Source organism: Streptomyces sp. NPDC020958 (assembly GCF_055562175.1).
The window spans coordinates 228,362-241,080 of sequence record NZ_JBVHFU010000012.1 but is presented as its reverse complement, the minus strand read 5'-3'; the positions used below and the strand labels follow the sequence as shown (position 1 = coordinate 241,080).

At 72.5% G+C, this 12,719-nt stretch carries 13 protein-coding genes; 7 read left to right on the top strand and 6 right to left on the bottom strand.

What is annotated here, in order from left to right; genetic code table 11:
• Window positions 1-109: 109 nt before the first annotated feature.
• A complete protein-coding gene (locus tag ACZ3KP_RS29935) occupies window positions 110-1,288 on the top strand; it encodes a saccharopine dehydrogenase family protein (RefSeq protein ID WP_467503104.1) in 1,179 nt (392 codons plus the stop codon).
• Window positions 1,289-1,319: 31 nt separating this feature from the next.
• On the opposite strand, the gene mmpA is transcribed toward ACZ3KP_RS29935, so the two are convergent.
• From mmpA to ACZ3KP_RS29920, 3 genes are all read right to left on the bottom strand, one after another.
• Window positions 1,320-1,460: a morphogenic membrane protein MmpA gene (mmpA, locus tag ACZ3KP_RS29930; RefSeq protein WP_165939265.1), complete on the bottom strand. Its 141-nt coding sequence runs from the start codon at window positions 1,458-1,460 to the stop codon at window positions 1,320-1,322.
• Between the two features lie 56 nt (window positions 1,461-1,516).
• The gene (locus tag ACZ3KP_RS29925) at window positions 1,517-2,209 is read right to left on the bottom strand and encodes an endonuclease V (protein ID WP_467503102.1); all 693 of its coding nucleotides are present in this window, start codon (window positions 2,207-2,209) and stop codon (window positions 1,517-1,519) included.
• 146 nt (window positions 2,210-2,355) lie between these two features.
• The gene (locus ACZ3KP_RS29920; RefSeq protein ID WP_467503101.1) at window positions 2,356-3,450 is read right to left on the bottom strand and encodes a WD40/YVTN/BNR-like repeat-containing protein; all 1,095 of its coding nucleotides are present in this window, start codon (window positions 3,448-3,450) and stop codon (window positions 2,356-2,358) included.
• Window positions 3,451-3,658: 208 nt separating this feature from the next.
• On the opposite strand from ACZ3KP_RS29920, the gene ssgD reads away from it, so the two are divergent.
• The 4 genes from ssgD to ACZ3KP_RS29900 all read left to right on the top strand — a co-directional run bounded on the left by ssgD (window position 3,659) and on the right by ACZ3KP_RS29900 (window position 8,083).
• Window positions 3,659-4,075 (top strand): spore wall synthesis regulator SsgD, encoded by a 417-nt coding sequence (gene ssgD, locus ACZ3KP_RS29915; protein WP_358981846.1) that lies wholly within the window; start codon window positions 3,659-3,661, stop codon window positions 4,073-4,075.
• Window positions 4,076-4,368: 293 nt separating this feature from the next.
• Window positions 4,369-6,006, top strand: coding sequence for an ABC-F family ATP-binding cassette domain-containing protein (locus ACZ3KP_RS29910; protein ID WP_467503100.1), 1,638 nt, complete (start codon window positions 4,369-4,371; stop codon window positions 6,004-6,006).
• A gap of 98 nt (window positions 6,007-6,104) precedes the next feature.
• A complete protein-coding gene (gene ddaH / locus ACZ3KP_RS29905; protein ID WP_467503099.1) occupies window positions 6,105-6,881 on the top strand; it encodes a dimethylargininase in 777 nt (258 codons plus the stop codon).
• 227 nt (window positions 6,882-7,108) lie between these two features.
• Window positions 7,109-8,083: an acyl-ACP desaturase gene (locus ACZ3KP_RS29900; RefSeq protein WP_467503097.1), complete on the top strand. Its 975-nt coding sequence runs from the start codon at window positions 7,109-7,111 to the stop codon at window positions 8,081-8,083.
• 43 nt (window positions 8,084-8,126) lie between these two features.
• On the opposite strand, the gene ACZ3KP_RS29895 is transcribed toward ACZ3KP_RS29900, so the two are convergent.
• Complete coding sequence (locus ACZ3KP_RS29895; RefSeq protein ID WP_467503179.1) at window positions 8,127-8,420, bottom strand: WhiB family transcriptional regulator; 294 nt, start codon at window positions 8,418-8,420, stop codon at window positions 8,127-8,129.
• A 181-nt stretch (window positions 8,421-8,601) separates the two neighbouring features.
• On the opposite strand from ACZ3KP_RS29895, the gene ACZ3KP_RS29890 reads away from it, so the two are divergent.
• Entirely contained in the window at window positions 8,602-9,393 is a 792-nt protein-coding gene (locus ACZ3KP_RS29890) for a VOC family protein (RefSeq protein WP_358981883.1), read from the top strand.
• Between the two features lie 26 nt (window positions 9,394-9,419).
• Here ACZ3KP_RS29890 and ACZ3KP_RS29885 read toward each other — a convergent pair whose 3' ends face one another.
• Both ACZ3KP_RS29885 and ligD read right to left on the bottom strand, forming a co-directional pair.
• Entirely contained in the window at window positions 9,420-10,445 is a 1,026-nt protein-coding gene (locus ACZ3KP_RS29885; protein ID WP_467503096.1) for a LacI family DNA-binding transcriptional regulator, read from the bottom strand.
• Between the two features lie 91 nt (window positions 10,446-10,536).
• Window positions 10,537-11,556, bottom strand: a complete 1,020-nt coding sequence (ligD, locus tag ACZ3KP_RS29880; RefSeq protein WP_358981853.1) for a non-homologous end-joining DNA ligase — start codon at window positions 11,554-11,556, stop codon at window positions 10,537-10,539.
• Between the two features lie 91 nt (window positions 11,557-11,647).
• On the opposite strand from ligD, the gene ACZ3KP_RS29875 reads away from it, so the two are divergent.
• Window positions 11,648-12,712 (top strand): ATP-dependent DNA ligase, encoded by a 1,065-nt coding sequence (locus ACZ3KP_RS29875; RefSeq protein WP_467503095.1) that lies wholly within the window; start codon window positions 11,648-11,650, stop codon window positions 12,710-12,712.
• The last annotated feature ends 7 nt before the right edge of the window (window positions 12,713-12,719 follow it).

Sequence of the window (12,719 nt, the reverse complement as noted above, 5' to 3'; positions counted from 1 at the left end):
GAGTGGACGAGCAAGCGCTTAGTCAAGATACCCGGTGGGGGTGCGTCCGCACCCTTCACGCTAGCCTCAGCCACCGACAACGGCGCGGGTTCGACCACCAAGAGGTGTCATGAGCAGGCTGAAATCGACGGACCGTCCCTACGACATCGTCCTCTTCGGGGCCACCGGATTCGTCGGCGAGCTCACCGCCGAGTACCTGGCCGCGCACGCCCCCGAGGGCCTGCGCTGGGCGGTGGCGGCCCGCGACGAACGCAGGCTGCGGGCGCTGCGCGAGCGGCTGCCGGGCGGCTCGAAGGTCGGCCTACTGCGCGCCGACGTCACGGAACCGGCCTCGATCCGCGCCCTCGCCGAGCACGCGCGCGTGGTGGCCTCGACCGTCGGTCCGTACGGCCGTTACGGCGAGGAGCTGGTCGCGGCCTGCGCGGACACCGGCACCGACTACCTGGACCTGTGCGGGGAGCCCGAGTTCGTCGACCTGATGTACGTCCGCCACGACGCACGCGCGCGGGAGACCGGCGCCCGTCTGGTGCACGCGTGCGGTTTCGACTCGGTGCCGCACGACCTGGGCGCCTACTTCACGGTGTGCCGGCTGCCGGAGGGCGTGCCCCTGACGGTGGACGGTTTCGTCACCGCCGAAGCGGCCTTCTCCGGCGGCACCTTCGCCTCCGCGCTGGAGCAGTTCGCGCGTCCCCGGCAGATGGCCGCCGCCGCGCGGGACCGGGCCCGGCACGAGCCCCGGCTGATGGGCCGGCGGGCGACCGCGCCAGCCGGAGCGCCGCGGTTCGCCCGGGAGATCGGGGCCTGGGCGCTGCCGCTGCCCACCATCGACGCCCAGATAGTGCGCCGTTCGGCGAGGGCCCTGGGCCGTTACGGCCCCGACTTCCGCTACCGGCACTACGCGGCCGTCAGGCATCTGCCGGTGGCGCTCGGCGGGGTGGCGGCCGTCGGCGCGGTCGCCGCGGCCGCGCAGGTGCCGCCGGCCCGGCGCTGGCTGTCGGACCGGCTCAAGCCCGGCGAGGGGCCGAGCGCCGAGAAACGGGCGCGCAGCTGGTTCCGGGTGCGGTTCGTCGGCGAGGGCGGCGGCCGACGCGTCTTCACGGAGGTCTCGGGCGGCGATCCCGGCTACGGCGAGACGGCGAAGATGTTCGCCGAGGGGGCGCTCTGCCTCGCCTTCGACGAGCTGCCCGCCACGGCCGGGCAGGTCACCACGGCACAGGCCATGGGCGACGCGCTCATCGACCGGCTGCGGGCGGCCGGGATCGGGTTCCGGGTGGCGGCGACCCTGTGAACCCGGGGTCCCCGTGACTCCAGTGGCTGCCCTAGGCCTGCCACTGGAGCACGGTGTAGAGCATCCCGGCCGTCCAGGCGAGCCCCGCCACCACGGCGAGGACCAGCGCGGCCGTCATGGGGCGCTCGGCGGGGCGGGCGGTGTGGGCCATGGACTCACGGTGTGTCGTCATGCGGCCAGCCTGCCGTCGGCATGTAACAGCGGCATCCGTACTCGTACTCAGATTCGCTACTCGGACCGGGCTTCCCGCAGCGCCCCGCGGCACAGCGCGTCCGCGCGGCGGGTGGTCTCCGGCAGGCGGTAGCGCGGGGTGAGCACGAGGGTGTGGGCGCAGGCGTTGTCCAGGCTCACCCGATGCCCGACGGAGACGAACACCGGCTTGACGGCGTCCCGGGTGCGCAGGGCGCGGCCGACCTCCTCGGTGCCCGCGAGCAGCGGCGCGTGACTGCCGCGCGGGGCACCCGGATCGTCGTACCCGAAGGTGAACGGGTTCTTGGCGACGCCGATGGTGGGCAGGCCGGTGAGGACTCCGAGGTGGCTCGCGAGGCCGAAGCGGCGCGGGTGGGCGAGGCCGTAGCCGTCGCAGACGACCAGCCCGGGCGGGCAGGGCAGGGCGTCGAGAGCGGCCCGTACGGTGGGGATCTCGCGGAAGGCGAGCAGCCCCGGCACGTACGGGAAGGAGACCCGGCCGACGGCGGTCGCCTCCGCGACGGTCTCCAGGGTCGCCGCGTCCAGCACCACGGCGGCGGCCGCGACCAGGTCGCGTTCGTCGTCGTAGGCCACGTCCACGCCCGTCACGTGCCCGGTACCGGGCGCCGGGCCCGGCTCGTCGAGGATCACCCGCCCCCGCAGTTCGTCCTGAACCGCCAGGGCGGCTTCCTCGGTCGCGGGCCAGCCCGCGGGTACGCGTACGGTCGTCATGGTGGCCCCGAGCGTACGGCGCGGCACGCGCGCGTGGGGCCACGGGGCCGCCCCGGGCCCGGCGGGGCACTCGGCTCTTCCTGGCGTCGGCCGCGCGGCACGACGACCGCCCCCTTCGTGGCGTGCCGCCGTCGGGTACCTGGAGGTCAGCCCTCCAGGCGCGCCGCCCGGCCCTGTTCGCCGGCCGCCCAGCAGCTGAGGTCCGGGGTGCAGGTCACGGTGTCGTAGGAGCCGGTGTCGACGGTCACCCAGGTACGGCCGCCGTCGGTGGTCAGGTCGGTGCCGGTGGGGCCGACGGCGAGGGCAGCCGTGCGGCTGTGCGGGAGCCAGGCGACGCCGGAGCGGTAGCCGGGCGGCGGGGTGGCGGCGGGCCGCCAGCTCCGGCCGCCGTCCGGGGTGGCCGCGGCCGCCCGCGGGGAGGGCTGGTCCGCACGGTAGTCGCCGCCGACGGCGAGGCCGTGGGCGCGATCGCGGAAGGCGAGGGCGAAGACGCCCCTGGCGGGGTCGCCCGCCGGGATCGGCGTGTCGGCCGCGGTCCAGGTCAGTCCGCGGTCGGCGGAGTGCAGCACGCGCGCGTGCGCGCCGCCGCCGGTGGCCAGCCAGACGTCCTCGGGTCCGGAGGTGACCAGGCACTGGCCGCTCGCCGCGAAGCCCGCCTCCCCGTCCAGGGCGGCCGGCATGCCGGCGTTCGGCAGCACCCGCCAGGTGCGGCCGCCGTCGCCGGTGGACAGGATGCGGAACCTGCCGTCGACCGGGTCGCTCACGGCGAGGCCGTGGCGGCGGTCGAAGAAGGCCAGGCAGTCGTAGAAGGCCGCCGGGTCGGTGTTGCGGAACGACTCGGTCCAGGTCGTGCCGCCGTCCTCGGTGCGGTAGACGCGGGACGCCTCGCTCTCGCCGATGGCCAGGACCACCGCGTGGCGGGCGTCGAACGCCTCCACGTCCCGGAACTGGAGGTCGCCGGCGCCCGGCGGCGAGACGTTCCGCCAGTGCGCACCGCCGTCCGTGGTGCGCAGCACGGTGCCGCCGGTGCCCGCCAGCCAGGCGGTGTCCCGGTCGACGGCGGCCAGGCCGCGGAAGCGCACGTCCGGGGTGCCGGTGTCCTTCAGCGCCCAGTGCGGCGCGGGAGTCGCGGCCCGCGCGGAGCCGGCGGTCAACGCCGCCAGGACCGCCGTGCACGCCACCCCCACCGCCGCCACCCGCCTCGTCCGTCGTACCCGTCCGGTCCGTCGCGTGCTCCCCATACGCCTCATGGCGCGCGAAGCTAGCCCACCGTCCCGGTGGCGTAAAGAGGGCACGGTGGTCCCACCAGGGGTAAGCCGACGGTGTGAATAAGCCCGGTGACAGAGGTCACTCGCACTTCATGTGCACGGATGGTCCGTGCCGGTCGTCTCTTCCAGTGCCAGGTCACCCGCCCGGATATTCGTTCAGCCGTCATGAGGGAGCAAGGCGTTGTCCATCGTCATCGAGCAGCCCGTAGAGGCCCGCCTGGTCGCCGCGTCGCCGCGCATGCCGAGTATTCCCGCCACGCTGCACTACGACCGTGAGGACCCGTTCGCCGTCCGCATGACCTTCCCGGCGCCGGCCACCCTGGAGGGTGTCGACGTCTGCTGGACGTTCTCCCGCGAGTTGCTCGCGGCCGGGCTGCACGCCCCGGAGGGTGACGGGGACGTGCGGGTGCGGCCGTACGGGTACGACCGGACGGTGCTGGAGTTCCACGCCCCCGAGGGCACCGCCGTGGTCCATGTGCGCACGAGCGAGATCACCCGGTTCCTGGAGGCCACCGGGGAGCTGGTGCCGGCCGGTCTCGAACACCTCCAGCTGGACCTTGACCACGACCTCGCCGAACTGATGCGGGACGCCTGCTGACGCCTGCTGAACCACCACCGTGCCCGCACGGCACTGACCGCGTTAAATCCTTTGACACCCCTCCAGGCGTCTTCCTAGCCTGTTCCACGTCCTGTTGTCGTCGATTGGAGAAGGACGTTGCTCGTCTGAGGTCCTGAGACACCGCGTCACACCCGAGAGGTGTGTCTGTGGCGTTCGACCTCGGCGTACGAGCCGTCCTCCGGCGCGGGACCCTTCCCCGCCCCTCGGCTGCTGCCCCGCGGTGTCTCGACACGCGATTGCCCCCGACACCGCAAGCAACCGCGAGGCGCCCTATGTCTGCTTCCGTCACCTGTACCGCCCTGTCCTTCTCCTGGCCCGACGGCTCCGCCGTCTTCGAGGGCCTGGACGTCGCCTTCGGACCCGGCCGCACCGGCCTGGTCGGCGTCAACGGATCAGGGAAATCAACCCTTCTGAAGCTCGTCGCCGGCGAGCTCACCCCGTCCGACGGCACCGTGAAGGTGGCCGGCGAGGTCGGCTGCCTGCCGCAGAACGTCACGCTGGACACCGCGCTGCGGGTCGACGAGGTGCTCGGCATCGCCGCCCGCCGGGCCGCGCTGAGCGCCATCGAGGCGGGTGACACGTCCGAGGCGCACTTCGAGACCCTCGGCGACGACTGGGACGTCGAGGAGCGCGCCCTGGTCACCCTCGGCGAACTGGGGCTCGGCCACATCGGCCTGGACCGGACCGTCGGCGAGGTGTCCGGCGGCGAGTCGGTGCTGCTGCGGCTGGCCGCGCTGCTGCTGCGCCGTCCGGACGTGCTGCTGCTCGACGAGCCCACCAACAACCTCGACCTGTACGCCCGCAAGCGCCTGTACACGGCCGTCACCTCCTGGCCCGGCGTGCTGATCGTGGTCAGCCACGACCGCGAACTCCTCGACCTGGTCGACCAGATCGCCGACCTGCACGCCGGGGAGGTCACCTGGTACGGCGGCAACTTCTCGGCGTACGAGGAGGCCCTCGCCGCCGAACAGGAGGCGGCCGAGCGCATGGTGCGGGTCGCGGAGGCCGACGTCCGCAAGCAGCGGCGCGAACTCTCCGACGCCCAGGTCAAACTGGCCCGCCGCAAGCGCTACGGGCAGAAGATGTACGAGCAGAAACGCGAGCCCAAGATCGTCATGGGGGCGCGCAGGCGGGCCGCGCAGGAGTCGGCCGGCAAACACCGCATCATGCACGAGGAGCGGCTCGCCGAGGCGAGGGAGCGGCTCGACGAGGCGGTGGAGGCGGTACGGGACGACGACGAGATCCGCGTCGAACTGCCCCACACGGCCGTGCCGCCGGGCCGCAACGTGCTCACCCTGGAGAACCTGGAGCTGGCCCACGGTTCGCGGGTCGAGGGGATCCTGGATCTGCGCGGCCCCGAGCGGATCGCGTTGATCGGGCGCAACGGCGCGGGCAAGACGACGCTGCTGCGCACGATCGCCGGTGAACTGGCGCCGGTCGCGGGCGAGGCGCACACGCATGTGCCGCTGCGCTTCCTGCCCCAGCGCCTCGACATCCTCGACGACGAGGCGAGCGTCGTGGAGAACGTGGCCCGGTTCGCGCCGGGCGCCACCAACAACCGGATCCGGGCGCGCCTGGCGCGCTTCCTGTTCCGGGGCGCCCGCGCCGACCAGAAGGCGGCCACTCTCTCCGGCGGCGAACGGTTCCGGGCCGCCCTGGCCGCGCTGCTGCTGGCCGAACCCGCCCCGCAGCTGCTGATGCTGGACGAGCCGACGAACAACCTCGACATGGCCAGCGTCCGGCAGCTGACCACGGCCCTGGAGTCGTACCAGGGCGCCCTGGTCGTGGCCAGTCACGACGTGCCGTTCCTGGAGTCGATCGGGATCACCCGCTGGCTGCTGATGGCGGACGGCGGGCTGACGGCCACCACGCCGGAGGAGGTGGCGCGTCTCGCCGAGGGCACAGCCTGACAACAGGGGTTTTGTCGACACGGGCGCGCCCTGCATGATGGCGGTCCGGCACCCCCACGACGGGTGCCGGACCGCGCCCCCGACCCCGGAGACCCGACGTGCCCAGCAAGAAGGCCCTCGTCCGCCGCCCCAGCCCGCACCTCGCCGAAGGCCTGGTGACGCACATCGAGCGGGAGAAGGTCGACGCCGGGCTCGCCCGGGAGCAGTGGGAGGCGTACGTGGAGACACTGCGCGCGCACGGCTGGGAGACCATCGAGGTGGAGCCGGAGGACGACTGCCCGGACTCGGTCTTCGTCGAGGACACGGTCGTCATGTTCAGGAACGTGGCGCTGATCACCCGGCCCGGCGCCGAGTCCCGGCGGGCCGAGACCGCGGGCGTCGAGGAGGCGGTGGCCCGCCTCGGCTGCTCGGTCAACTGGGTGTGGGAGCCGGGCACCCTGGACGGCGGTGACGTCCTCAAGGTCGGCGACACCGTCTACGTCGGCCGCGGCGGGCGGACCAACGCGGCCGGGGTGCAGCAACTGCGGGCCGCCTTCGAACCGCTGGGTGCCCGGGTGGTGGCGGTGCCGGTGAGCAAGGTGCTGCACCTGAAGTCGGCGGTGACCGCGCTCCCCGACGGGACGATTCTCGGGCACATCCCGAACGTGGACCGGCCGTCGCTGTTCCCGGGCTTCCTGGCGGTGCCCGAGGACGCGGGCGCCCACGTGGTGCTGCTCGGCGGCGGCAAGCTGCTGATGTCGGCGAGCGCCCCGAAGACCGCGGAGTTGCTGACCGATCTCGGCCACGACGTCGTCACGGTGGACATCTCCGAGTTCGAGAAGCTGGAAGGATGTGTGACGTGCCTCTCCGTCCGACTCCGGGAGCTGTACGTCTGACGGGTGATCGATTCGCCTCTCCGGCCCCGGGACCTGCGGATCCCGGGGCTGGTTGACATGTCCCGATTCGCCGTGCGCACAGCACCTGATCAGCGATCTTTACAGCGCACTTAACCTACGGCTTCGTAACCTACGGATTCGTAGCCTACGATCTCGTAGGTTCCCGGCCCCGCTCGCCGGTTCATTTGCGTTCCTTCCCCCTTGTTCGGCGTCCCCCTGGAGTTCTCGTGACGATCACTTCTCCCCACCTCGGCAGCTCGTCCGCCTGGACCGACGCGCGGCTGCTGTACGCCCTGGAGGAAGTGGTCGAGAAGGAGCTGGACCGCCATCTGAAGGTCGCCAAGGACTGGATGCCGCACGAGTACGTGCCCTGGACCGACGCCCGTAACTTCCCCGGTTTCTTCGAGGACGGGCAGGCCTGGGAGAAGGAGCAGTCCAAGGTCACCGAGATCGGCCGGATCGCCCTGGTGGTGAACCTGCTCACCGAGGACAACCTGCCCAGCTACCACCATGAGATCGCCTCGCTGTTCGGCCGGGACGGCGCCTGGGGCACCTGGGTGCACCGCTGGACCGCCGAGGAGGGCCGGCACGGCATCGTCATGCGTGACTACCTGCTCGCCTCGCGCGCGGTCGACCCGGACAAGCTGGAGGCGTTCCGGATGTCGCACATGAGCGAGGGCTTCGAGTCGGACAACAGCCACTCGATGCTGCACTCGGTCGCCTATGTGGCCTTCCAGGAACTCGCGACCCGTATCTCGCACCGCAACACCGGCCACCAGTCCGGTGATCCGGTCTGCGACCGCATGCTGGCCCGCATCGCGACCGACGAGAACCTGCACATGGTCTTCTACCGCAACCTCCTGAAGGCCGCCTTCGAGCTGGCCCCCGACCTGACCATGCAGGCGGTGCGGGACGTCGTGGTCAACTTCCGGATGCCCGGCCACGGCATCCCGGGCTTCGAGCGCGCCGCCGCGCAGATGGCGATCGGCGAGGTCTACAACATGCGCATCCACCACGACGACGTGCTCCAGCCGGTGCTGCGCCACCTGAAGGTCCTGGAGATCGACGGGCTCGGCCCCGAGGGCCTGCAGGCGCAGGAGGAACTCGGCCTGTTCATGGGCGGACTGAACGCGGAAGCCCTGAAGTTCGACGAGAAGCTGGCCGCTCGCAAGGCCCGGATGGCGGCCCGCGCCGGCGCCTGACCCCCCGGGACGGCGGGCGGGGGCACCTGGCGCGGCGTCCGGTTCAGCGGGACGCCCGGCGCAGTTGCAGGCGTTCCTTCTCGGAGAGCCCGCCCCAGACACCGAAGCGTTCGTCGTTGTCCAGCGCGTACTCAAGGCAGGCGGAACGCATCTCGCACATACCGCAGATGCGCTTCGCCTCGCGTACCGAGCTGCCGGGCTCGGGGAAGAAGAAGTCGCCCCCGGTCTGCGCGCACAGCGCCTGCGCCTGCCAGGCCGGGACGGGCGTGCGGGGCATGGTCATGGTGTCGAAGTGCATGGCCAGGATCGTGCCGTGCGGTGAAAAACGTTCGATCAACGCCCGCTCAACGCGGGTCCGGCCCACCGCACCGGTGTCGATGATGCGCCCGCGTGCCACGCCCGTGCACGGCGGCGCGCGGCACGGATCCGGTTCGGTGGGCGTGGTCCGGCCCTGATTGTCAGTGGGCGGTGGAAGACTCGGTGGAGCAGACAACGGGACCCTTACGAGGAGGGCGATGATGCTCACCACCCGTTTCGTCGACGGCGCTCCCAACTGGATCGACCTCGGCACGCCCGAGATCGACGGCGCCGTCTCCTTCTACAACGGTCTCTTCGGCTGGCGGTTCCAGTCGGCTGGGCCCGACGCCGGCGGTTACGGGTTCTTCCAGCTCGACGGCCGGATTGTGGCCGGCGGTGTGGGGACCGCACCGGAGCAGGGCCCGCCGGCCTGGACGGTCTACTTCCAAAGCGAGGACGCGCAGGCGACCGCCAAGACCGCCGAACAGGCGCACGGCGGTGTCCTCCTCCAGCCGACGGACGTGCTGGACCAGGGCCGGGTGGCGCTTCTGTCCGACCAGGCGGGCGTGCCCTTCGGCATCTGGCAGCCCGCGTCGAGGAAGGGCGTCGACGTGGCCGGCGAGCCGGGTTCGCTGTGCTGGGTCGAGCTGTACACCGCGGACATCGCGGCGGCCGCCGCCTTCTACTCCAAGGTGCTGGGTCTGGAGACCTCAGCAGCGCCGTTCCCCGGTGGGACCTACACCTGTGTCAATCCGGCGGGCGGCGACGAGGCGTCGATGTTCGGCGGGATGGTGCCGCTGGCCGAGGATCCGGCCGAGGCGCAGGTGGGCGCGTACTGGCTGCCGTACTTCGAGGTGGAGGACCCGGACGCGGTGGTCGAGAAGGCCCAGCAGACGGGCGGCAGGGTGCGGATGCCGGCCACCACGCTGGAGGGGGTGGGCCGGATGGCCAAGCTGGCCGACCCGTACGGCGCCCGGTTCGCGGTGATCAACAGCCGGCCGCAACAGGGCTGAGCCCGACCCGGGCCGTCGGAGGCCGGCTAGGCGGAAGCGCGCCGTATCAGTGTCGTGGGCAGGATGACACTGGACGGCGTGCCCGCCGACTCGCTTCGGTGCAGGCCGTGCAGCAGCAGCCGGGCCATCAGCCGGCCCATCTCCTCGATGTCCTGACGGACCGTCGTCAGCGACGGTCCGTCCTGCTCGGTCACGGGCAGGAGGTCGTCGAACCCGATCACGGCCACGTCCTCGGGCACCCGGCGACCGCGTTCACGCAGCACGCGCAGGACGCCGAGCGCGGTCAGGTCGTTGGCGGCGAACACGGCGTCGACGTCCGGGCAGCGGTCGAGGAGTTCGGCCATGGCGCGCTCTCCGCCGGCCGGGGTGAAGTCGCTGGCCACGACCAGCCGTGGGTCGGCCTGACCCATGACGTCCCGGTAGCCGTCGAGGCGGTCGGCCGCGGACGTCTGGTCCAGGGGCCCGGTGATGTGTGCGATCCGGGTCCGGCCGAGGCCCGCGAGATGGCGTACGGCGTCCCGGGCGCCGCCCCGGTTGTCGCAGTCGACGTACACGACGTCGTTCGAGCCGTCGCTCCAGCCGGGCCGCCCGCCGAACACGGTGGGGACCTTGGCGCCCTCGATCAGGCCGGGCAGCGGGTCGTCGAGGTGCAGCGAGAAGACGAGCGCGCCGTCGACGTGGCCGCCGGCGAGATAGCGGGCGACCCGCGCGTGGTCGTCCCGTCCCTCGGTGAGCAGCAGCACCAATTGGTTGTCGTGGGCGGTCAGTTCCTTGCTGATGCCGCGCAACTGGAGGGCGAAGAAGGGGTCGGTGAAGATCCGGGTCTCGGGTTCGGCGATCACGACGGCGACGGCGTCGTGCCGTCTGGTCACCAGGGAGCGGGCCGCCTGATTGGGGACGTAGCCGAGTTCCTCGACCGCCTGCCGGACCCGTGCCACGAGGGGCTCACGCACGCCGTCGCCGCCGTTGACGACCCGGGAGGCGGTCGCCCGGGACACCCCGGCCCGCGCGGCCACGGCCTCCAGAGTGGGGCGCGACACTGCCTCGGACACCTCGGTCCTCCTCGTCGGCGGCTGCCGATCAGCATAGCCCCGCGTGACAGGAGGTCAGGAAGCGCGGACGGCGCCCGGGACGGCCGGCGCGTCAGGAGGGCTGTTCGGGCCGGGCCCGGCTCGGCTGGACGCGCTTCGGCTCGCCCGGCATCTTCGGGTACTCGGGCGGGTACGGCAGGTCGCCGAGGCCGTGGTCGTGTTCGTCACGGCGGGCGAGTTCCAGGAGCGGGTCGAGGGAGAAGGCGTGGTCGTCCATGTCGGCGTGCACGTCGCCCACCTCGGCGAACCGCGCCGGCATGGTGACGAGGTCGAAGTCCTCCGGGCGGACGTCGTCGACCTCCACCCAGCGCAGCGGCGCGGAGACGGGGGCGTCCGGGCGGGGCCGCAGGGAGTAGGCGGAGGCGATGGTGCGGTCGCGGGCGGTCTGGTTGTAGTCGACGAAGATCCGCTCACCGCGTTCCTCCTTCCACCACTTGATGGTCACCCGGTCCGGCATCCGGCGTTCCAGTTCGCGGCCCACCGCGATCGCGGCGCGCCGGACCTGGGTGAAGGTCCAGCGCGGTTCGATGGGCACGAAGACGTGCAGCCCACGGCCGCCGGAGGTCTTGGGCCAGCCCCGCAGTCCGCCGAACTCGTCGAGGACGGCGCGCAGTTCGTGGGCGGCGCGGACGGCGTCGGCGAAGTCGGTGCCGGGCTGCGGATCGAGGTCGATGCGGAGCTCGTCGGGGCGGTCGACGTCGGTGCGGCGCACCGGCCACGGGTGGAAGGTGAGGGTGCCGTACTGCGCCGCCCACACCACGGCGGCCTCTTCGGTGGGGCACATCTCGTCGGCGGTGCGGCCGCTGGGGAAGGTGATGTGCGCGGTGGGGATCCAGCCGGGCATGCCCTTGGGCGCCCGCTTCTGGTAGAACCACTCGCCCTCGACGCCGTCCGGGTAACGCTGGAGGGTGGTGGGGCGGTCGCGCAGCGCGCGCAGGATGCCGGGTCCCACGGCCGCGTAGTAGCGGGCGACGTCCAGCTTGGTGAAACCGCGCTCCGGGAAGAACACCTTGTCCGGGCTGGACAGCCGTACCGTCCGCCCGGCCACCTCCAGTTCCACCGCATCAGCCATGCGGCCACGGTAGGCGCACCGTCCCCGCCCCGCACATCGGCCCGCGCCGCGCGACGAGCGGGGCGCGGGGAGCGCTCGTAGAGTCGGACGCATGGATCTGCCGGTGATGCCGCCCGTGAAGCCGATGCTCGCCAAGCCGGTGGCGAGGATCCCACCGGACATGCAGTACGAGGCGAAGTGGGACGGCTTCCGCGCGATCGTGTTCCGGGACGGCCCGGAGGTGGAACTCGGCAGCCGCACCGGGAAGTCGTTGACCAGGTATTTCCCGGAGCTGGTGGCGGCGCTGACGGAGCGTGTGCCCGAACGCTGCGTACTCGACGGGGAGATCGTGATCGCCCGGGAGGGCCGGCTGGACTTCGACGCGCTGACCGAGCGGATCCACCCGGCGGACTCCCGGGTGCGGACGCTCGCGGAGCGGACGCCCGCCTCCTTCGTCGCCTTCGACCTGCTGGCCCTGGCCGACCAGTCCCTCCTGGACGTCCCGCTGACCGACCGCCGCGCCCTGCTCACCCGGGCGCTGTCCGGGGTGACGCCGCCCGTGCACCTGGCCCCGGCGACGACCGACGTCGAGGTGGCCCGGCAGTGGTTCGAGCAGTACGAGGGGGCCGGACTCGACGGGGTCATCGCGAAACCGCTCACCCTGCGGTACCGCCAGGACGAGCGCGCCATGTTCAAGGTCAAGCACGAGCGGACCGCCGACGTCGTGGTGGCGGGCTACCGGCTCCACAAGAGCGGCCCGGTGGTCGGCTCGCTGCTGCTCGGCCTGTACGACGACCGGGGCGCCCTCCAGCACGTGGGGGTGTCGGCCGCGTTCCCGATGAAGCGGCGGGCCGAGCTGGTCGAGGAGCTGGAGCCGCTGCGCATGGCCGACGTCTCCGGGCACCCGTGGGCCGCCTGGACCGAGGAGGCGGCGCACGAGTCGGCCCGGCTGCCGGGGGCGCCGAGCCGCTGGTCCGGCAGGAAGGACCTCTCCTGGATCCCGCTGCGGCCGGAGCGAGTGGCGGAGGTGGCGTACGACCACATGGAGAACGGGGCGCGCTTTCGGCACACGGCCCGGTTCCGCCGCTGGCGCCCGGACCGGGCACCGGACAGCTGCACCTACGCCCAGCTGGAGGAGCCGGTGCGGTACGACCTCGCGGAGATCCTGGGGTCGTGAGCTGCGG